The sequence below is a fragment of the Corynebacterium nasorum genome (assembly GCF_022347325.1).
Classification (GTDB): domain Bacteria; phylum Actinomycetota; class Actinomycetes; order Mycobacteriales; family Mycobacteriaceae; genus Corynebacterium; species Corynebacterium kefirresidentii.
The window spans coordinates 1-20,940 of record NZ_JAKRDU010000006.1 but is presented as its reverse complement, the minus strand read 5'-3'; the positions used below and the strand labels follow the sequence as shown (position 1 = coordinate 20,940).

20 protein-coding genes are annotated in these 20,940 nt (G+C 56.5%); all 20 read left to right on the top strand.

The genetic code is table 11. The annotated features are described in order from the left end of the window. Positions 1–3 precede the first annotated feature (3 nt). Entirely contained in the window at positions 4–852 is an 849-nt protein-coding gene (locus MHK05_RS06510) for a serine hydrolase (protein ID WP_239205582.1), read from the top strand. Positions 853–1,122: 270 nt separating this feature from the next. Continuing rightward, entirely contained in the window at positions 1,123–1,644 is a 522-nt protein-coding gene (gene infC / locus MHK05_RS06505; RefSeq protein ID WP_080970442.1) for a translation initiation factor IF-3, read from the top strand. Between the two features lie 36 nt (positions 1,645–1,680). After that, the gene (gene rpmI / locus MHK05_RS06500; protein ID WP_023021641.1) at positions 1,681–1,875 is read left to right on the top strand and encodes a 50S ribosomal protein L35; all 195 of its coding nucleotides are present in this window, start codon (positions 1,681–1,683) and stop codon (positions 1,873–1,875) included. Positions 1,876–1,930: 55 nt separating this feature from the next. Continuing rightward, a complete protein-coding gene (rplT, locus tag MHK05_RS06495; protein WP_005323264.1) occupies positions 1,931–2,314 on the top strand; it encodes a 50S ribosomal protein L20 in 384 nt (127 codons plus the stop codon). Positions 2,315–2,469: 155 nt separating this feature from the next. Continuing rightward, positions 2,470–2,922 (top strand): TM2 domain-containing protein, encoded by a 453-nt coding sequence (locus MHK05_RS06490; RefSeq protein ID WP_239205580.1) that lies wholly within the window; start codon positions 2,470–2,472, stop codon positions 2,920–2,922. A 107-nt stretch (positions 2,923–3,029) separates the two neighbouring features. Further along, complete coding sequence (locus MHK05_RS06485) at positions 3,030–3,833, top strand: TrmH family RNA methyltransferase (protein ID WP_034656460.1); 804 nt, start codon at positions 3,030–3,032, stop codon at positions 3,831–3,833. Positions 3,834–3,934: 101 nt separating this feature from the next. After that, a complete protein-coding gene (gene pheS / locus MHK05_RS06480; RefSeq protein ID WP_023021638.1) occupies positions 3,935–4,981 on the top strand; it encodes a phenylalanine--tRNA ligase subunit alpha in 1,047 nt (348 codons plus the stop codon). A gap of 23 nt (positions 4,982–5,004) precedes the next feature. Then, positions 5,005–7,518 (top strand): phenylalanine--tRNA ligase subunit beta, encoded by a 2,514-nt coding sequence (gene pheT, locus MHK05_RS06475; protein WP_239205578.1) that lies wholly within the window; start codon positions 5,005–5,007, stop codon positions 7,516–7,518. A gap of 151 nt (positions 7,519–7,669) precedes the next feature. Further along, a complete protein-coding gene (gene argC, locus MHK05_RS06470) occupies positions 7,670–8,713 on the top strand; it encodes an N-acetyl-gamma-glutamyl-phosphate reductase (protein ID WP_023021636.1) in 1,044 nt (347 codons plus the stop codon). A gap of 16 nt (positions 8,714–8,729) precedes the next feature. Continuing rightward, positions 8,730–9,899, top strand: coding sequence for a bifunctional glutamate N-acetyltransferase/amino-acid acetyltransferase ArgJ (gene argJ / locus MHK05_RS06465; protein ID WP_239205576.1), 1,170 nt, complete (start codon positions 8,730–8,732; stop codon positions 9,897–9,899). A 13-nt stretch (positions 9,900–9,912) separates the two neighbouring features. After that, a complete protein-coding gene (gene argB / locus MHK05_RS06460) occupies positions 9,913–10,848 on the top strand; it encodes an acetylglutamate kinase (protein ID WP_239205718.1) in 936 nt (311 codons plus the stop codon). Next, a complete protein-coding gene (locus MHK05_RS06455; RefSeq protein WP_239205574.1) occupies positions 10,845–12,023 on the top strand; it encodes an acetylornithine transaminase in 1,179 nt (392 codons plus the stop codon). Before argB ends, MHK05_RS06455 begins: the two co-directional genes overlap by 4 nt. Beyond that, positions 12,020–12,940 carry an ornithine carbamoyltransferase gene (gene argF / locus MHK05_RS06450; protein WP_023021632.1) on the top strand — a complete coding sequence of 307 codons (921 nt, stop codon included), beginning with the start codon at positions 12,020–12,022 and terminating at the stop codon, positions 12,938–12,940. The genes MHK05_RS06455 and argF overlap by 4 nt, the downstream gene beginning before the upstream one ends. Positions 12,941–12,943: 3 nt before the next feature. Then, positions 12,944–13,426, top strand: a complete 483-nt coding sequence (locus MHK05_RS06445; protein ID WP_023021631.1) for an arginine repressor — start codon at positions 12,944–12,946, stop codon at positions 13,424–13,426. A gap of 80 nt (positions 13,427–13,506) precedes the next feature. Beyond that, positions 13,507–14,727, top strand: a complete 1,221-nt coding sequence (locus MHK05_RS06440) for an argininosuccinate synthase (RefSeq protein ID WP_239205572.1) — start codon at positions 13,507–13,509, stop codon at positions 14,725–14,727. Between the two features lie 6 nt (positions 14,728–14,733). Then, positions 14,734–16,164, top strand: a complete 1,431-nt coding sequence (argH, locus tag MHK05_RS06435) for an argininosuccinate lyase (RefSeq protein WP_239205570.1) — start codon at positions 14,734–14,736, stop codon at positions 16,162–16,164. 220 nt (positions 16,165–16,384) lie between these two features. Beyond that, positions 16,385–17,902 carry an amino acid permease gene (locus MHK05_RS06430; RefSeq protein ID WP_239205568.1) on the top strand — a complete coding sequence of 506 codons (1,518 nt, stop codon included), beginning with the start codon at positions 16,385–16,387 and terminating at the stop codon, positions 17,900–17,902. Between the two features lie 12 nt (positions 17,903–17,914). After that, complete coding sequence (gene ocd / locus MHK05_RS06425; RefSeq protein WP_005323253.1) at positions 17,915–18,952, top strand: ornithine cyclodeaminase; 1,038 nt, start codon at positions 17,915–17,917, stop codon at positions 18,950–18,952. A 56-nt stretch (positions 18,953–19,008) separates the two neighbouring features. Further along, positions 19,009–19,182 carry a Trm112 family protein gene (locus MHK05_RS06420; RefSeq protein WP_005323252.1) on the top strand — a complete coding sequence of 58 codons (174 nt, stop codon included), beginning with the start codon at positions 19,009–19,011 and terminating at the stop codon, positions 19,180–19,182. 24 nt (positions 19,183–19,206) lie between these two features. Further along, complete coding sequence (tyrS, locus tag MHK05_RS06415; protein ID WP_239205566.1) at positions 19,207–20,466, top strand: tyrosine--tRNA ligase; 1,260 nt, start codon at positions 19,207–19,209, stop codon at positions 20,464–20,466. The last annotated feature ends 474 nt before the right edge of the window (positions 20,467–20,940 follow it).

Here is a 20,940-nt window from a genome sequence, read left to right as displayed (position 1 = left end):
AGCGTGAAAAATATCCGCCTTGTAGTTAGCCTGCTCGCAGCTCTCGGTCTGTGTACCATGAGTGCCTGCTCTAGCGACCCCAAGATAGAAGATGCCCCAGTGTCAACGACTACCTCTGCGGTGCCGGATCCAGCTGAGGTGCGTGCTCAGCTTGACCGTGCGGTGGACAAAACCGCAAAGAAGTATCATGCAAAGGTAGGGGTCGCCATTTCCGCAGGTGAAGACACTTTTGCGGCGGGCGATAAAGGTGAGGGGCCAGTGTGGTCCACCATCAAGGTGCCCATCGCCATTGCGGCGCTCAAAGACGGTGCGGATAAAAGCTTGGTGGACTTGGCTATCAAGGAATCTGATAATGATGCCGCTTTTGCCTTGTGGTCGCAGGTGCAATGGCGCGAGGGCTCGGCAGAAAATGCGGTCAAAGCTTTACTCGACGACTACGGATCACACGCAAATATTCACGACTCCGCTTTTGGATATTCCACGTGGTCGTTAAAGGACCAAGCAGTATTTGGCGCTGAACTGCCGTGCATTCCAGAAGCGGACTACGTCCACAAGGTGCTCAAAGACATTGTGTCCTGGCAAAGGGTAGGTCTGTCTGCGCAGCCGCGAACCCGTGCGAAAAGTGGTTGGGGACTGGATGAGGAAGAAAACGAGTACACCTACCGTCAGTTTGGAGTTCATGAGGTGGATGGAAAGCGCGTGGGAGTAGCGCTATCTGTCGTGATGGACGGGGAGGACTACGCCGATGCCGAACCAGCGGTTAAGTACCTCGCCCATCAGCTGGTAGATATCGTGGATACTGGGGTAGATGCAGGGGACATTAAAGCAGTCGCCCATTGTAAAACCCGCTAGGAACGTAGCAATTTGGTAGGAGGGGGAGGAGCTGCTATTGTCAAAGGCACTACCGCCCATGACGCCTTGTCGAGGTTCGTGGGTCACAAGCGGAGTTTCTCCCACCCGATGCCGCGAACACGCTTCGTAGGATAAAGGTAAAGGTAACCAAGCATTCATGCTTGGCACTGTGAGAACTCCCGGCTGTCTATGGCAGACCGGGTTTGCTTCGTTTGTGGTCCCGGTAGGTGAACTACTTACTCATACACCCCCTAATCGAGGAGAACCACAATCAGCGCTGAAGCTCGCATCAATGAGCGTATCCGAGTACCCGAGGTCCGTTTGGTAGGCCCCGGTGGTGAACAGGTGGGCATCGTCCGTACCGATGATGCTCGCAAGCTTGCATACGAGGCTGACCTTGACCTAGTCGAGGTAGCTCCGAAGGCAAAGCCCCCAGTGGCCAAGATCATGGACTACGGCAAGTTCAAGTACGAGCAGGCTCAGAAGGCTCGCGAGGCCCGTAAGAACCAGCAGCAAACCGTGGTGAAGGAACAGAAGTTCCGTCCAAAGATCGATGATCACGATTATGAGACCAAAAAGGGTAACGTAGTCCGCTTCCTCGAGAAGGGATCCAAGGTCAAGGTGACCATCATGTTCCGCGGTCGTGAGCAATCGCGCCCGGAGCTCGGTTTCCGCCTCTTGGAGCGTTTGGCTGATGACGTTGCCGAAGTTGGCGTCGTTGAGTCGCGCCCCAAGCAGGATGGTCGCAATATGACCATGGTCTTGGGTCCGGTTCGCAAGGGCAAGAAGTAGACCAGATTCCACGTAGGATTTAAGGACTTAATACTCATGAAGCAGAAGACCCACAAGGGCACCGCAAAGCGTATCAAGGTGACCGGTTCCGGCAAGCTGCGCCGTGAGCAGGCTGGCCGCCGCCACCTGCTGGAAGGCAAGCCGTCCAAGCGTACCCGCCGCCTGAAGGGCACCGAGGCAGTCGCAAAGCCTGACACCAAGCGCGTAAAGCGTCTGCTCGGCCGCGCTTAGTAGCGCCGAATCAACCCACATCCGCCATCACAATCTGAATTAAGGAAGTATCACTGTGGCACGAGTAAAGCGCTCAGTTAACGCCAAGAAGAAGCGTCGCGCGATTCTGAAGTCCGCTAAGGGCTACCGCGGCCAGCGTTCCCGCCTGTACCGTAAGGCGAAGGAGCAGTGGCTGCACTCCATGACTTACGCTTACCGCGATCGTCGCGCCCGTAAGTCTGAGTTCCGTAAGCTGTGGATCCAGCGCATCAACGCTGCTGCCCGCATGAACGACATCACCTACAACCGCCTCATCCACGGCCTGCGCCTGGCTGAGATCGAGGTTGACCGCAAGATCCTCGCTGAGCTTGCTGTTAATGACTTCGAGGCATTCTCCGCACTGTGCGAGGCTGCCAAGGCTGCTCTGCCTGAGGACGTTAACGCTCCTAAGGCTGCCTAATCATTAAAGCTTTTGTGCCCGCATTCTCCGGCCTTGTTAACCGGGGTATGCGGGCATTTTGGTTTTCGTTACCTTTGTTTAACTAGGGTGCTCGGCCTCACATGCTAGATTTATCCCAGACCCCGTGAAAGCCGAGACCCAGGAGAACATTTCCTATGACGAATCCAAACGGAGACTACCAACCTGATAATGGCGAGTACTCTGGCCCGTCCGATTACAATAACCATGGTCAGCAGTACAACCCTTATAACCAGCAAGCTAACTACCAGCCGCAGTATGGCCAAGGCTATGCACCGCAACCGAACATGGGTGCTTACCCGGTGCAGCAACAGTATGTGGCTCCGGGCCAGCAGAAGTCGTGGATCGCCACCTTGCTATTGTGCTTTTTCCTAGGCTCTTTCGGCGCACACAACTTCTACACTGGCCGTACGACTTTCGGCGTGTCACAGTTGGTGCTCAATATCTTGGGCTGGGCTACCTTCTGGTTCTTGCTCGGATTCGCCTTCTGGGCCATCCTCGGTCTTTGGGTGTTTATTGAGTTCATCATGATCATCGCCGGTGCCGGTGATTACGACAAGGACGCCCGCGGCGTCCCGCTCGCTAAGTAGAACTCGCCTATACGATCCTGTTGCCGTGCGGCAGCAGGATTTTTCGTTCCTATAAGGGACTCAGGGGTGAGTCTGAGAAGAAGGAATTGGCAGGTAGGGTAGTAGCCATGAATTTGGATTTTGACTCTGCCTTTACTGAACGCACTCCGCGCATTGTTAACGCAGCTAAGCTGCACCGTGCGGCTAACCGGAAGAAGGCGAAGCAATTCCTCATTGAGGGAGAGAATGCGGTAGACGCGGCGGTATCTACCGGCGCTGCAGTCGACGTTTTTGTTACTGAGAAGGCGGCAGAGCGTTTTGGCGACATCATCACTGCGTGCGGCTACATGGGAGTGTACGTCCATCCCATCACCGATAAGGCGGCTAAGCACCTTTCCGATACAGCCACGACTACGGGACTCTTTGCGCTTTGCAAGCCGGTGCTCTGGTCCGCGGGCAAAATCCTGAACGGCAAACCAAGCCTCGTTTCCGTTCCCGTGCTGACTTCTGAGCCGGGCAATGCCGGCACCTTGATTAGAACCTCGGATGCAATGGGCGCCGATGGTGTCATCTTCGCAGGTGAAACCGTTGATCCCCTTAGCTGCAAGGTAGCGCGCGCTTCGGCCGGCTCGCTGTTTCACGTACCTGTAGCGCGGGACCCCAATATTAAAGACGTGCTGGGTCAGCTGCGTAAGTCGGGCATGCAGATTGTGGCAACTGCTGCCGACGGTGAAGTGGACCTAGCGGAGGCAGACCTGTCCCAGCCAACAGCGTGGCTATTTGGCAATGAGGCACACGGGCTCGGCGAGCTGCTGGAGGAAGCAGACATGCGGGTGCGGATTCCACTGCGTGGACGCGCAGAATCTCTTAACCTCGCAACTGCCGCAAGCATTTGTCTTTATGAGTCGGCTAAGGCGCAAGCGGATAACTAGTGTGACCCGAATGAAAAGGGGGTCCCTGGCGCGGTCGCGCTAGCCGCAACAGAGTAAGATTGCACGCGTTAGTTTTCGCGCGAGAAGAAGGTACGAAATACGTGTCCGATACACCGCAGATCGAATTGACCGAAGAGGCTCTTGGGGCCGCGGCCGATAAGGCTATCGCAGCCTTCGACGCGGCCGAAACACTAGATGAGTTGGCTGCTGCCCGCCGTGAGCACCTAGGAGACGGCGGCTATATTCCGCAGGCTCGCCAATCGCTGGGGCAGCTGCCCAAGGACCAGCGCAAAAGCGCCGGCAAGGCCGTCAACATGGCCCGCGGCAAAATGGAAAAGCGCTTTGCTCAGGTCAAGGATGTCTTGGAACAACAAGCTCGCGAGGAGCAGTTGCGAGCCGAGACCGTAGATGTCACGATTCCTACCACCCGCACCCAGACCGGTGCCCTTCACCCGATTACCGCGTTGTCTGAGCGCATCGCTGATATTTTCGTCGGCATGGGATGGGAAATTGCGGACGGCCCAGAAATCGAGGCAGAGTACTTTAACTTCGATGCTCTGAACTTCAAGCCGGACCACCCAGCACGTACCTTGCAGGATACGTTCCACGTCTCGGGCGAGGGTTCTAGGCAGGTGCTGCGTACCCATACCTCCCCGGTACAGGTGCGCACCATGTTGGAGCGCGACGTGCCGCTTTATATTGCCTGCCCGGGGCGCGTATTCCGCACAGATGAGCTGGATGCCACCCATACCCCGGTTTTCCACCAGGTAGAAGGATTGGCCGTTGATAAAGGCCTGACCATGGCTCACCTGCGCGGCACACTAGAGCACTTGGCCAAAGTACTCTTTGGGCCGGAAACTACTACGCGTATGCGCGTGAACTACTTCCCATTTACTGAGCCCTCGGCCGAGGTCGATGTGTGGTTCCCCAATAAAAAGGGCGGCGCTGGCTGGATCGAGTGGGGCGGCTGCGGCATGGTCAACCCCAATGTTCTTCGCGCCGTAGGCGTAGATCCAGAGGAATACACGGGCTTTGCCTTTGGCATGGGCCTTGAACGCACACTGCAGTTCCGCAATGGATTGACCGATATGCGCGATATGGTCGAAGGCGATGTTCGCTTTACTCTACCGTTCGGCGTACAGGCCTAAACCCAGAAAGGATAGACACACTAATGCTTATTTCCCAAGACTGGGTTACCCGCATCCTCGGTGCTAAGAACCCCGGTTGGAGCGTTTCCGCTGCCGATATGGATTCCGGATTCGTGCGCGTAGGTTTTGAGACCGAGGGATACGCCGCTGTTCCAGAGAGCACGGGGCCGCTGGTTATTGGCCAGGTCGTAGAGATTGAAGAGCTCACTCAGTTTAAAAAGCCCATTCGCTACTGCCAGGTGAATGTAGGCCAGGCTAATGGCACAGGCGAACTGCAAGGCATCATTTGTGGCGCTCGCAATTTTCGCCTGAATGACTATGTTGTCGTTGCGCTTCCCGGCTCGGAGCTTCCTGGTGGCTTCAAGATCGCGGCACGCGAGACCTACGATCACATTTCTAATGGCATGATGTGCTCCGGCGCTGAACTCGGCTTGGGCGCGCAAGCCAACGGCATCATCGTCTTAGGCGATGAAGTCGCCGATAAAGTGGGTGAGGATGCGCGCCCGATTATCGGCTTGCACGATACCGACTTTGACGTCAACATCACCCCAGATCGTGGTTATGCACTTTCCGCACGCGGTTTGAGCCGCGAGATTGCCTCCGCTTTTGATCTGGAGTTTGCCGATATTGCCCAGGATCCTTCCGTGGCTGGCATAGATACCTCCGCTGTGCCGGAGGCGCAGGGCTCGCTTATCGACGTCACTGTGGCCCCCGAAACCAAGGCACAGCGCTTTGGCCTCCGCAAGGTCAGCGGCATTGACCCGCAGGCACGCACCCCGTTTTGGCTGGAACGCGAGCTAATGCTCTGCGGCCAACGCAGCGTGAATCTGCCTACGGACATTACTAATTATGTGATGTTGCTTTTGGGCGCACCAATGCATGCCTTTGACGCCAACGTGATTCAGGGGAACCTTGTTGTCCGTAACGCAGCGGAGGAGGAGAAGTTTGAGACTCTGGATCATGTAAAGCGAGAACTTTCTGCAGAAGACGTGGTCATCTGTGATGACAATGGCATCCAGTCCTTGGCCGGCGTGATGGGCGGGACTACCTCTGAAATCTCGGCGGAGACCACAGACGTTGTCTTCGAATCTGCTATTTGGGATCCGATTACCGTCGCGCGTACCTCTCGCCGCCATAAGTTGTCTTCCGAATCCTCTCGCCGGTTTGAGCGCGGCGTAGATCCGGCGATCGTAGAGGTCGCCCTAGACACCGCATGTGCGCTGCTCCAGCAGCTAGCAGGCGGCACCATTGAAAAGGGTCGTACGCTTATCGGGGACGTCGCCAAGCGCGAGCCCATTGCTCTGCGCACCGCAAAAGCCAGTGAATATGCCGGCGTTGACTACTCCCGTGATACCGTTATTTCCCGTCTTGAAGAAGTCGGCTGCACCGTCGGGGATGAAGGTGAGCAACTGCAGGTAACACCAGCAACCTGGCGCACCGATATTGCAATGGATGTTGACCTCGTCGAGGAGATTCTGCGCCTTGAGGGCTTGGAGGATATTCCTGCCGTGCTGCCTACCCCGGCCGGCGGCCGCGGGCTAACCCCTGCGCAGAAGCGTCGTCGGGCTATCGGACATGGTCTTGCCTATGCCGGCTATGCCGAGGTATTGCCTGCACCGTTCGTGGCTAATAATACGTTTGATGTATGGGGCCTCGACAAGGATGATGCTCGCCGCCGCACCGTAGAAGTGCAAAATCCGCTTGAGGCGGATAAGGCCATCTTGTCTACGACGCTGTTGCCGAACATGTTGGAGGCCATCGCCCGCAATGTGGCTCGTGGCCGCAGCGATCTCGCCCTGTATGGGCTGCAGCAGGTGGCGTTCAAGCGCGCTGCGGCATCCCCTATGCCTTCCGTAGAACAGCGACCTTCTGCAGAGGTGGTTTCTCAGCTCCTTGATACCCTGCCTGAGCAGCCGCTTCACGTTGCTACGGTGGCTACGGGCAATATTGAGCATGAAGGACCGTGGGGCGAGGGCCGTGCATATAGCTACGCCGATGCTATCGAATCCGCCCGTCAGGTCGCCCGCGCCGCTGGTGTGGATATTGAGCTGGAGGCAGCACAGGTTCTGCCGTGGCATCCTGGCCGCTGTGCAGCCGTGAAGGTGGCTGGCACCGACGTAGTACTGGGCCATGCTGGTGAGCTGCACCCGCAGGTCTTGGAGGCCCTGAACCTACCTGCGCGCACGTGCGCTATGGAGCTGGACATTAGCGCCATGCCGTTGGAAGAAAAGTTCCCCGCACCGGTGTTGTCCTCGTTCCCCGCATTGCACCAAGACATTGCCTTGGTAGTGGATGAAGACGTACCCGCCGAGCGTGTGCGCGCCATCGTGGAAGAGGGAGCAGGAGAGCTCATCGAGTCCGTCGAACTCTTCGATATTTTCCGTGGTGAGCAGCTAGGAGATGGCAAGAAGTCCTTGGCCTTCCAGCTTCTATTCCGCGCCGCGGACCGCACGTTGACGGATGACGAAGTCAACGAGCACCGCATGGCGGCGGCGGAATTGGCTAAGCAGCGCCTGGGCGCAGAAATGCGCGCGTAGTTAAACCCTGCTCAGGGGGCGGTGAGATTTACCTCACTGCCCCCTTTTTTTCATACATTATTTTCATTACTCGACGTTCATTTACCTGCGGAATCGGACAATCTGACTGAATAACATACGGTTGGGTGTATTTATTGCTATAGTCCCTTCTATGACGATTTCAGTAGCAATAGCAGGTGCGACCGGGTACGCGGGAAGCGAAATCCTTCGCCTGCTGCTGTCGCACCCGGCGTATCTTGGCGGCGAACTACGCATTGGGGCGCTAACTGCCTATTCCACCGCAGGGAAGAAGGTCGCTGAGCTTATGCCGCACCTCCCGCAGCTGGCAGACCGTGCCATTGTGGGCACGACCGCTGAAAATCTTCGCGGGCACGACATTGTATTTTTGGGCCTTCCACACGGTCATTCTGCGGCGATTGCTCAGCACGTGGGGCCGCAGACCACAGTGATCGATTGTGCGGCCGATTTTCGCCTTCGCAATAAGAAGGACTGGGACGCCTTTTATGGCGGAGAGTACGCCGGGCATTGGCCTTATGGAATCCCCGAGATTCCAGGCAATAGGGAAGTGCTGCGCGATGCCAACCGGGTAGCTGTGCCGGGGTGTTTTCCCACGGCGGTAACCCTCGCAGGTTTGCCGACAGTTGCCCACGAACTCATTGAGCCGAGCCTCTCGGTGATTGCTATTACCGGTGTTTCCGGAGCCGGGAAGAAGGCCTCCGTGGCGCAACTCGGCGCGGAAACTATGGGAAACCTGAAGGCATATAAGCCCGGCGGCACGCACCGACATACCCCGGAAATCGTGCAAAATCTGCAGCCGTTTGCGCAGGAAAAGCTTGACGTCAGCTTCACTCCGGTTCTAGCTCCCTTAACCCGAGGCATCTTGGCGACCATAACGGCGGGGATGAAAGAGGGCGTCGGCAAGCGGGAAGTAGAGACTGCATTCGGTGAGTTTTATGCCCAAGAGCCCTTCTGTCACGTGCTTCCCGCCGGTCAGCAGCCCGAGACCCAAAACGTTGTAGGTACCAATATGGTTCACCTCCAAGCCCATGTGGATGAACGCGCCCGACGCCTCGTGGTTACCGCAGCACTGGACAACCTGTGCAAAGGAACAGCCGGCGCCGCCGTGCAATGTATGAACCTAATACTCGGCTGGGATGAAACTTTGGGCTTGCCGCAAGCGGCCGTAGCCCCATAAAAACTAGGAGAAGATTATGAATGCAGCAGGAATTACTGGCCCGGCCGGCTTTAGCGCCGGCGCTACCACAGCGGGGATTAAACCCTCAGGCAAACCCGATATGGCATTAGTTGTCAATAATGGACCACGCTTTGATGCGGCGGCGGTATTTACCCGTAATCGTGTTGTGGCCTCGCCGGTGAAACTCTCCCGCAAGGCGGTGGCCGATGGCCAGCTTGCCGCTATTGTCTTTAACTCTGGAAACGCCAATGCGTGCAATGGCCCGCGGGGTGATGCGGATGCCTCCGCGCTGGTAGCCGAGGTTGCCCACTCCTTGTCCCTTCCAGAAGGAAATATTGCCGCCTGTTCGACCGGGCTTATAGGCGAGCCTTTGCCTATGGAAAAAGCGTTGGCTGGTGCAGGCGCTGTGGCGAAGGCCCTAGGCGGCAGCGCGGACCATGCTCACGCAGCGGCCGAGGCTATTTTGACCACCGATACCGTAACTAAGGAAGCCGCCTATGTTGGGGCCGGCTGGTCCGTTGGGGCCATGGGCAAGGGGGTGGGCATGATGGCCCCCTCGCTGGCGACGATGTTGGTGTGCCTTACTACCGACGCCGCCGCAAGCGCCGCTGCCCTCCAGAGTGCCCTGGACAAGGCCGTGTCGCAGACCTTCAACACCCTCGACGTGGATGGATCAACTTCTACTAATGACACGGTGATCCTCATGGCCTCTGGGGCCTCGGGTGTTTCGCCCAGCCAAGAAGAATTTGAAACGGCGGTGCTGGCGGTTTGCTCAGACATTGCGGAGCAATTGCAAGCAGATGCAGAAGGTGTAACCAAGCGCGTCAAGATCACTGTGGAAGGCACTGCGACCGACTATCAGGCCCTCAACGCCGCGCGCACCTTGGGCCGCGACAACCTGTTCAAGTGCGCCATGTTCGGCTCTGATCCGAACTGGGGGCGCGTCCTTGCGGCGGTGGGGATGGCAGATGCAGAAATGGACCCGGAAAATATCTCGGTCTATTTCAATGGCCAGGCGGTGTGTCGTGCCTCGACGGGTGTACCCGGCGCGCGCGAGGTGGACCTTAGCGGGACTGATATCGATGTCTACGTGGACCTTGGAACGGGAGGTACTGGGTCTGCGTTCGTGCGGACCACGGATCTCTCTCACGCCTACGTGGAAATCAATTCGGCGTATAGCTCCTAGGGAGGAGATGAAAATGTTTAGTGGGCTTAGTGATCAAGAGCGCGCCACCGTCCAAGCGGATGCCCTCCCGTGGCTCCAACATTATCGGGACACCATCGTAGTGGTGAAATACGGCGGCAATGCCATGGTGGACGAAGAACTTAAAGCTGCCTTTGCTGCGGACATGGTCTTTTTGCGCACCGTGGGCGTTAAGCCGGTGGTGGTGCATGGTGGTGGGCCACAGATCAACTCCATGCTCCACAAGCTTGGTATAGAAGGGGAGTTTCGAGGCGGCTTTCGCGTGACCTCTCCGGAGATCGTGGAAGTAGTTCGCATGGTGCTTTTTGGGCAGGTAGGTCGCGGATTAGTCAACCTCATCAATTCGCACGGCCCATATGCGGTGGGGACCTCTGGCGAAGACGCGGGACTATTTCGGGCCACCAAAAGGTTGGTGGAAGTCGATGGAAAACCTACCGATATTGGGATGGTCGGAGACATCGTAGAGGTCAATCCAACGGCCGTGATGGACATTATCGACGCTGGGCGCATTCCAGTGGTCTCGACCATCGCACCGGGGGAGGAAGGCGCAATTTATAACATCAATGCCGATAGCGCGGCTGGGGCTTTGGCTAGCGCAATCGGGGCAGAGCGTTTGGTCATTCTCACCAATGTGGAAGGACTATACACAGACTGGCCGAACCGCGATTCCCTCGTGTCCAAGATCGAGCGTGGTCAACTTTCCAGACTTCTTCCCCGACTGGACTCTGGGATGATTCCCAAGATGGAATCTTGCCTCAAGGCAGTAGAAGGCGGGGTATCGGCCGCGCACGTTATCGACGGCCGGATTGGCCACTCAGTGCTCTTAGAGCTTTTAACTCCGGGTGGCGTCGGAACCATGGTGTTGCCAGATGATTATAAGCAACACGACTACCCCGAAGGGACCATCTTCAGGAAGGATGATGCAGCATGAATAAGCCACAGAGCTTGACACAGCGGTGGTCGGAGACGGTCGTTGATACCTATGGCATACCGTCTATAGGTCTCGTCTCCGGCCAAGGGGCAACGCTTAACGATGAGCAAGGTAAGTCTTATATTGATCTACTAGCAGGCATTGCGGTTAATTCCTTGGGATACGGCAATGAGCACGTAGCACAAGCGGTATCCCACCAGGCGCGCACTTTGGCGCATACCTCGAACCTCTTCGCCACTCAGCCAGTGTTGGATGCGGGAGCGAAGCTGATTGAGCGCGTGGGAGACGATAGCGCCCGAGTGTTCTTCTGTAACTCCGGCGCCGAATCCAATGAGGCTGCATTTAAGCTTGCTCGCTTGACCGGGCGCCGGCGAATCCTCGCTGCCGAGCACGGCTTTCATGGACGAACCATGGGGGCACTGGCCTTGACCGGTCAGCCCGATAAACAGCGCTCTTTCCGCCCGTTGCCGGGAGGAGTGGAGTTCTATCCGTTCGGGGATGTGGAGTATCTGCGTCAGCTGGTGGAGCAAGACCCCCAGGACACTGCGGCCATAATCCTGGAACCTATTCAGGGAGAAACTGGCGTCATTCCGGCCCCTGCGGGGTTCATGAAAAAGGTCAGCGAGCTGTGCGATGAATACGGAGTCCTATTAATCGTTGACGAGGTACAAACAGGCGTAGGCCGTACCGGGACCTTCTTTGCCCACGAGGTAGAAGGAATTCAACCGGACGTTATCACTATGGCGAAAGGCTTAGGTGCCGGACTACCCATCGGCGCAACGATTACCCGAGGGCGTGCCAAGGGTCTTTTTGGGCCTGGCTCTCATGGCACTACCTTTGGCGGGAACCCCGTGGCGTGCGCCGCGGCAAATGTTGTTCTTGACACCGTAAATGCCGAATTTCTCGCAGGGGTGACCCGCAAGGGGGACTATGTGCGGCAGGAATGTGAAAAGTATTCAATTGTAGATCGCGTGCGCGGCCGAGGTCTTATGCTGGGCCTTGTATTAAGCGCACCGGTGGCTAAGCAGGCCGTGCGGGACGGGCTCGAACACGGGCTTATTCTCAACGCTCCCAACGAGAATGTTCTTCGACTAACCCCACCTTTGGTCATTTCCCAGCATGAACTCGACACAGCACTATCAACTCTCGGAACCATATTGGAGGAACTGGCATGAGCCTGCGGCACTTCCTAGCTGACGATGATCTCAGCCCACAAGAACAAGCGACGGTTTTAGATTTAGCTGAAAAGCTAAAGAAGGAGCCCTTTGCAGAGCGCCCCTTAGAAGGCCCCAAGACCGTGGCGGTTCTCTTTGATAAAACGTCTACGCGCACCCGCTTTTCCTTTGAAACCGCGGTAGCGAATATGGGCGGCAGGGGTATTACCGTCGATACTTCTACAACCCAAATGGGCAAGGGGGAATCTTTTCAAGATACGGCGGCGGTGCTTTCAAGGTACGTGGAGGCCATTGTGTGGCGTACGTTTGCGCACGACAATCTGCTCCAGATGGCCGAGACTGCTACCGTACCTTTGATTAATGCACTTTCTGATGACCTACATCCGTGCCAGATCCTGGCTGATTTGCTGACCTGTCGCGAGAATCTAGGTGATCTGCCGGGTAAAAAGGCCGTCTACCTGGGCGATGGCGATAATAATATGGCCAACTCCTACATGATCGGTTTTGCCACGGCCGGTATGGACGTCTCCATCATTGCGCCAGAGGGATTTCAGCCTCGCCAGGAATTCGTCGACCGCGCGCGTCAGCGGGGCAATATCACCATTACTGATGATGTCAATGAAGTAGAAGGCGCAGACGTCGTGATTACGGATACCTGGGTTTCTATGGGACAGGAAAATGATGGTCGTGATAGGCGCACGCCGTTCCTGCCCTATCAGGTTGATTCGACCATAATGAGCAAAGCACATAAGGATGCAATATTCTTACATTGTTTGCCGGCGTACCGTGGAAACGAGGTCACGACTGAGGTGATCGATGGTCCGCAGTCGCGAGTCTTCGATGAAGCGGAAAATCGCCTGCATGCGCAGAAGGCGCTTCTCGTCTGGTTGCTCGAAATAAATAAGGAGATCAACTAAGTAATGAACACCCCGACCACCCGCAATGCTCGGCAGGCCAAGATTCTAGAGATTTTGGACCGCAATCGCGTCACCAGCCAGGTGCAACTATCCGAGCTGCTTCTTGCAGATGGCATTGACATCACGCAAGCTACTTTGTCCCGTGACTTGGATGAGTTGGGAGCGAAGAAGGTAAAGCGTGATGGCGGCCGTTCCTATTACATGGTCGGCGGTGAGCTGGAGCAATTTGAAGATCAGGTGGGCGGGCCCCGCGAAAAGCTGCGACGCATGCTCGATGAATTGGTGGTATCCCATGATTCTTCCGGCAATATTGCGATGCTGCGCACGCCAGCTGGCGCGGCCCAGTACCTGGCTAGTTTTATTGACAGGGTAGGGCTGCACGATGTCATTGGTTGTATCGCCGGTGATGACACCATTTTTGTCTTGGCGCGCGAGGGGGTTACGGGCGCAGATCTGGCTGTGACGCTCACCACGCGGAATATTTAAACGGTGAGAGTGGAAATTTATCACACGCTCGTATATTATGTACCTAAATGAATTCTTTTCAATAGATTAAGGAGATTTCCATGTCTGCACGCGTAGTCTTGGCCTACTCCGGTGGCCTTGATACTTCTGTTGCTATTCCGTATCTGGCAAAAATGACCGGCGGCGATGTTGTTGCCGTTTCCCTGGACTTGGGTCAAGGTGGCGAGGATATGGAATCGGTGCGCCAGCGTGCACTTGACTGCGGTGCCGTAGAGTCCATCGTTATCGATGCCAAGGATGAGTTCGCAGAGGAGTACTGCGTTCCCACCATTCAGGCAAACGGCATGTATATGAAGCAGTACCCGCTAGTATCGGCCATTTCCCGTCCGCTCATTACCAAGCACCTTGTTAAGGCTGCCCAGGAATTTGGCGGCACCCACGTCTCCCACGGTTGCACCGGCAAGGGCAATGACCAGGTACGCTTTGAGGTCTCTTTCCGTGCCCAGGATCCTTCTCTCGAAATTATCGCTCCTGCACGTGATTATGCTTGGACCCGCGATAAGGCCATCGCCTTTGCGGAGGAGATCAACCTGCCAATTGAGCAGTCCGCCTCCTCGCCATTTTCTATCGACCAGAATCTGTGGGGCCGCGCCGTCGAAACTGGAGTCCTAGAGGATCTGTGGAATCCACCGACAAAGGACCTATACGCCTACACCGAGGACCCGGGTCTGGGCAATGCCCCGGATGAAATTATCCTCTCCTTTGAAAAGGGCATCCCCGTGGCGGTAGATGGCCAAAAGATGTCCCCGCTGCAGATCATTGAAGAGGTCAACCGCCGCGCAGGTGCACAGGGTATTGGTCGCCTAGATATGGTCGAGGACCGTTTGGTGGGCATTAAGTCCCGTGAGGTCTACGAAGCTCCGGGTGCAATGGTCCTTATCCAAGCGCACGAAGCGCTAGAGGATGTCACTGTGGAGCGCGAGTTGGCTCGCTACAAGCGCCTCACCGATGCTCGTTGGTCCGAGGAGGTCTACGACGGCCTCTGGCATTCGCCGCTGAAGCGTTCCCTGGACGCTTTCATTGCGGAATCTCAGGAAAACGTTACCGGCGATATTCGCCTAAGTATGCACGCCGGCACCGCCACGGTGACCGGGCGCCGCTCTGGCCAGTCGCTGTATTCCTTTGATCTTGCCACCTATGACACCGGCGATTCCTTCGACCAAACCGCCGCAAAGGGCTTTGTTCAGCTGCACGGCCTGTCTACCCAAATTTCCAATCAGCGCGACCGCGACGGCGGTTTCCCGACCAGCGCCCAGAAGTAGAAGCATATGGAACCACATAAGACTAATGAGGGTGCCCTGTGGGGCGGCCGCTTTTCCGGCGGACCCTCCGAGGCAATGTTTGCCCTCTCTGTATCCACCCACTTTGACTGGGTCCTCGCGCCTTATGACGTATTAGCCTCCAAGGCGCATGCGAAAGTGCTGCACAAGGCAGGCTTGCTATCCGACGTCGACCTGGAAACCATGCTCGCCGGTCTCACCGAGCTAGGGGAGAAGGTGGATTCTGGCGAATTCCGCCCGGCGCCGACAGATGAGGACGTCCACGGTGCGATGGAACGCGGGCTCATTGAGATTGTCGGGCCGGAAGTAGGCGGCCGCCTGCGTGCTGGCCGCTCGCGTAATGACCAGGTAGCGACGCTGTTTCGCATGTGGGTACGCGATGCCATTCGTGATACCGCCGCCCAGGTGAGTGACTTGGTGGATGCCTTGGCCGATCAAGCCGCATCCCATCCCGATGCCATCATGCCGGGCAAGACTCACTCGCAAGCCGCGCAACCAATTCTGCTAGCACATGAACTTTTGGGCCATGCGCAGCCGCTTCTGCGCGATATCGAGCGCCTGCAGGATTTGGACAAGCGCCTAGCCGTGTCTCCCTATGGCTCTGGCGCGCTTGCTGGTTCATCTTTGCAGCTCGACCCAGAGGCGATTGCAGAAGAGCTAGGGTTCGACTCCGCTGCTGAAAACTCCTTGGACGGCACTGCGGCTCGTGACTTCGCATCCGAGACTGCCTTCGTTTTGGCGCAGATCGCGGTGGATATGTCTCGGCTCTCGGAAGAAATCATCTATTGGTGCACACCGGAATATGGCTATGTCACGCTTGATGATGCTTGGTCGACGGGTTCGTCCATCATGCCGCAGAAGAAGAATCCGGACGTGCCGGAACTTACCCGCGGCAAGACTGGCCGCCTTATTGGCAATCTCACTGGGCTTTTGTCCACGCTGAAGGCTCAGCCGCTGGCCTATAATCGTGACCTGCAGGAAGACAAGGAGCCAATCGTTGACTCGGTGACACAGCTTAACCTGCTGCTGCCGGCCATGACCGGTCTTGTATCGACGCTGACGTTTCATGAGGACCGCATGCGCGAGTTGGCTCCGCGCGGGTTTACGCTGGCTACCGATTTAGCTGAATGGATGGTCCGCCAAGGTGTTCCTTTCCGTGAAGCGCACGAAGCCTCCGGCGCCTGCGTACGGATTGCTGAGGAACGTGGGGTGGACCTAATCGACCTCAGCGACGAGGACCTAGCGGGCGTCGACAAGCGGCTAAAGCCGGGCGTCCGCGAAGTGCTCACCATCGACGGAGCAGTGGCTTCTCGTGACACCAAGGGTGGCACGGCCGGCGCTCGAGTGGCAGAGCAACGGGAAAAGGCACGGGAACGGGTCGCTGCGGCCCGCACGTGGGCGCAGACGCCACTGCGCTAATGAGTTCTTTTCCCTGAAAACCGCATGGTCTATGGCCATGCGGTTCTTTTATGCCTAGAAGCGGGGGGTAGGGAAACGGTCCCTATTTCCAACCCTCCAACTGCATTGTTGAACACAATGGGGGTGCCGGTGACGTGGGTAACAGTATGGTGCGGTACTATCCTTGCAGAGAATGTGACCTAACAGACGCATTCCTGTCAATGAAAGGACGATCTCTCCCATGACAGTAAATTCGCCGCCGCCCACAGCGGGGCCGCACGAGAACGAGAAGGCGGTCTACGCTTCGGAAGACCACGGCCTGCAAAAGGGGATGGGCAATCGCCAGCTCCAGATGATCGCCATCGGTTCTGCCATTGGTACCGGTCTTCTTTTGGGTACCGGTAGCCGCTTGCAAGAAGCCGGACCGTTCCTAGCGGTGCTGTACCTTATTTGTGGCTTCTTTGGCTATATCATCCTGCGTTCTCTTGGCGAGCTCATTGTCTATCGCCCCAGCTCCGGTTCCTTCGTCTCCTATGCCCGTGAGTTCTACGGTGAGAAGACCGCTTTTGTCACAGGCTGGTTGTACTGGGGAAACTGGGCGATGACCTTGGTGGCGGACGGCACAGCCGTAGCTATCTACATCAAGTGGTTTAGCCAGTACACGTCGTGGCTCGACGCCGTTCCGCAGTGGGCACTGGCCCTCGTTGTTATCTGCGGCATCCTTGTATTCAACATGCTCTCGGTGAAGATCTTCGGCGAGCTGGAGTACTGGTTCTCCCTCATCAAAATTGTCGCGTTGATCATCTTCATGTTGGTGGCCATCGGTGTCCTTATTCTTGGCCACCCGAGCGGCGATCCCACCGGCTTTAGCCTCATTTCTGATAACGGTGGCTGGCTGCCCAATGGCCTCATGCCTGCCGTCATCGTTGTCCAAGGTGTCGTCTTTGCCTACGCCGGCATCGAGCTTGTTGGAACCACCTCCGGTGAGACTAAAAATGTAGAAAAGCATATCCCGCGCGCAGTCAACAATGTGCTGCTCCGCATCTTGATTTTCTACTTCGGCTCCGTGCTATTGCTGACCTTGGTGTTGCCATACACTAACTATGTCGCAGATGTTTCGCCGTTCGTGACCTTCTTTGAGTCCCTGGGCGTTGGCGCGGCGGCTCCGATTTTCCAGCTTGTCGTTATCACCGCTGCGATTTCCTCGCTCAACGCTGGCCTGTATTCCACCGGCCGCATTATGTACAACATGTCCACCTCCGGCTCCGGCCCGAAGTTTGGCGCTCGCATGTCCAAGTCTGGTGTTCCCTACGGCGGCATCGTCATGGCGGCCATGGTGGGCTTGGTAGGCGTCTTCCTCAACTATGTGGTGCCGGAGATGGCGTTTGAAATCGTGCTCAACCTGGCAGCCTTGGGTACATTGGCGTCCTGGGCGGCAGTTGCGCTCTCGCACCTCAAGTTTGTGCGCCTAGCCAAGAGCGGAAGCTATACCCGACCGGGATACCGCTCGCCGTTTGGCGAAGGCGGAGACTGGGCAGTGCTCATCTTCATTGGCCTAGTCATTATCTTGATGGCCTTTGACTATCCAATCGGCACTTTTGCACTTGCATCGACCCTGCTCCTCGTTCCGGTCTTTATGGCAATGTGGTACGCATGGCGCGACCGTATTCGTACAATCGCGGAAGAGAGGAAGGCCAAGCATCTGCCAACCTCCAGCTTCCCGGCCGCACCGCAAACAGACCTTCACCCAAAGAAATAGAAAGGAACTTTTATGAACCACGCAGTTAAGTTCGTAGACGTAGAAAATATGGCGCGCTGGATTCAGCGCGAGGGCGTTGAAAACATCATTACCGGAATGGTGGACTACCTCGAGGCTGACTACCGCGAGTGGGAGCGCTTTGACAAGATTCCGCGCGTTGCCTCCCACACCCCATTCGGTGTCATCGAGCTCATGCCGACCTCTAACGGTAAGGAGTACTCCTTCAAGTACGTCAACGGCCACCCGTCCAATCCGGCCCGTGGTTTCCAGACCGTTACCGCCTTTGGCGTGCTTGCCGACGTCGACAATGGCTACCCCACCTTCGAAGCCGAGATGACGCTGCTTACCGCACTGCGTACTGCTGCAACCTCCGCCATGGTGGCAAAGCACCTAGCGCGCAAGGACTCCAAGCGCATGGCCATGGTCGGTGCCGGATCCCAGTCTGAATTCCAGGCCTTGGGCTTCCGTGGCGTGATGGGCATCGAGGACATCACTATTTACGACATTGACCCTGAGGCGGTAGAGAAGTTCAAGCGCAATCTGGAGCCACTGGGCTTTAATATCACTGCCTGCTCTAGCGTCGACGAGGCGGTTCTTGGTGCAGACATTATTACCACCTGCACTGCAGACAAGGCACAGAACCAGATTCTGGCCGAGCGCCACGTCGCCCCAGGTGTCCACCTCAACGCTGTTGGCGGTGACTGCCCAGGTAAGACCGAGCTGGAAAGCTCCATTCTGGACAAGTCCAAGGTCTTCGTGGAGTTCCCGGAGCAGACTCGCATCGAGGGCGAAATTCAGCAGAAGCCCGAAGACTTCCCGGTTGTCGAGTTCTACCAGGTGCTCACCGGCCAGGCCACCGGCCGCGATGACGATGAGCAGATCACGCTTTTCGACGATGTCGGATTCGCTATTAACGACTTCTCCGCCCTGCGTTATCTGCGCGATTCCGTCAAGGGAACCGACTTGGAGTCTGAGATCGACATCATTGCCAACCCGGATGATCCCAAGGATCTCTTCTCCTTGGTGGCTAACGTTCCGTCCCTTCTTTAAGGCCAAGGTGGGGTAGAGGGATCCAACTTCTTCCTTTACCCGCTAAGATAAGGCGCATGAGTCTTGACCCGAAGTTGCTAGAGGTCCTTGTCTGCCCGCAAGACAAGGGCCCTTTGACATATCTGGAAGATAAACAGGTCCTCGTCAACGAGCGGCTGGGTATTGCCTATCCCATTGAGGATGACATCCCAGTCATGCTTGTAGACCACGCCCAGAAATGGCCCGCTTAACTTCGATTTCTAGAAAGACTTCCCATGAATATCATTGATGAACTGCAATGGCGCGGACTAATCAATCAGTCCACCGATCTTGAAGCGCTCCGCGAAGCATGCGAGAACCCTATCGCGCTGTACTGCGGATTCGACCCTACCGGTGACTCCCTCCATGCAGGTCACCTCGTTCCGCTTATTATGCTGCGTCGCTTCCAAGAAGCGGGGCACCACCCGATCGCGCTAGCGGGTGGAGCGACAGGATTTATTGGCGATCCACGCGACGTCGGCGAGCGTTCCATGCTCAGCGAAGAGGACTTGGCCCATAACCTTGAGGCTATCAAGGGGCAGCTACGTCGGTTTATTGATTTCGAGGGCGAACACGCCGCCACCATGGTCAATAATGCTGATTGGACCATGAATATGTCGGTCATTGACTTCTTGCGCGATGTGGGCAAGAACTTCTCCCTCAACACGATGTTGGACCGCGATACCGTCAAGCGACGCCTTGAAGGCGACGGTATTTCCTACACCGAGTTCTCTTATATGCTATTGCAATCCAATGACTTCGTACAGCTTCGCCGCGAGCGCGATTGCGTTTTGCAGATCGGCGGCGGCGATCAGTGGGGCAACATCGTTTCCGGCGTTGACCTCAACCGCCGCATTGACGGTGCGAAGGTGCATGGCCTTACGGTGCCGCTAGTTACCGACGCCTCTGGACAGAAGTTCGGCAAGTCCACCGGCGGCGGAAAACTGTGGCTCGATCCGGAAAAGACTTCCGCTTACTCTTGGTACCAGTACTTCCTCAACGCCGGTGACTCTGTCGTCATCGACTACTTGCGCTGGTTTACCTTCCTGACGCAGGAGGAAATCGCCGAGTATGCGCGAGCAGTCGAAGAAGAGCCCTACAAGCGAGCAGCTCAGCGCCGCCTGGCTCAAGAGATGACCGATTTGGTTCATGGTGCAGAGGCTACGAAGGCAGTCGAGCTTGCCGCGCAAGCGCTCTTCGGCAAAGCAGAGCTTTCCGAGCTGGACGAGAAAACCCTCGTCGGCGCTCTCTCTGAGACCACCGTTGCGGATGTTGCAGCCGGCGAACCGCGCACCATCGTTGATCTTTTGGTTGCCAGCGGTTTGGCCGATTCCAAGGGTGCTGCTCGCCGTACCATCAAGGAAGGCGGAGCGTATGTCAACAACGAGCGCATCGAATCGGCGGAGTGGGAGCCTTCGGCAGACGATCTTCTTCATGGGAGCTGGCTGGTGCTGCGCCGCGGCAAGAAGAATTTCGCCGGTGCCAAGCTGAGCTAAACAGCGGGAAATGACGTTCTTTCCACACGTTGGAAGGGCGTCATTCTTCGTTTTCCAGCCCATACTGGGGATTTGTGTTGTTTGGTTGTGGTGGACTACATTAATCCAAGTCGCCGAGAGGTAGCCGGGAGGTTACTTGATGGTGACATTTTGTACGGACTTGGTTCGATGATTTGACTTTGTTCTTTGAGTTGAGTAAGTTTGTACGGGCTGCCGATGAGAGGTTAACGGGAAGTTAATTTTCTGTTGGTTGGTGGTGATGTTTGAGAACTCAATAGTGTGCCAATGTACTTTTTATTTTTTGTGTGCATGGTTGTGTGTTGATTGGTTTGTCTGCTAGCAGGCTTAGTGGTTTGTTGGTTGGTGTGTGCCGGTTGGGTATGTGGAACACGTACCTTTTTGAATGCTGTTTGGTGTTTCGGCTGCATTGAGATGGATTGGTTGGCATGTGATTGTGTTTACCTTTTTTGGTTT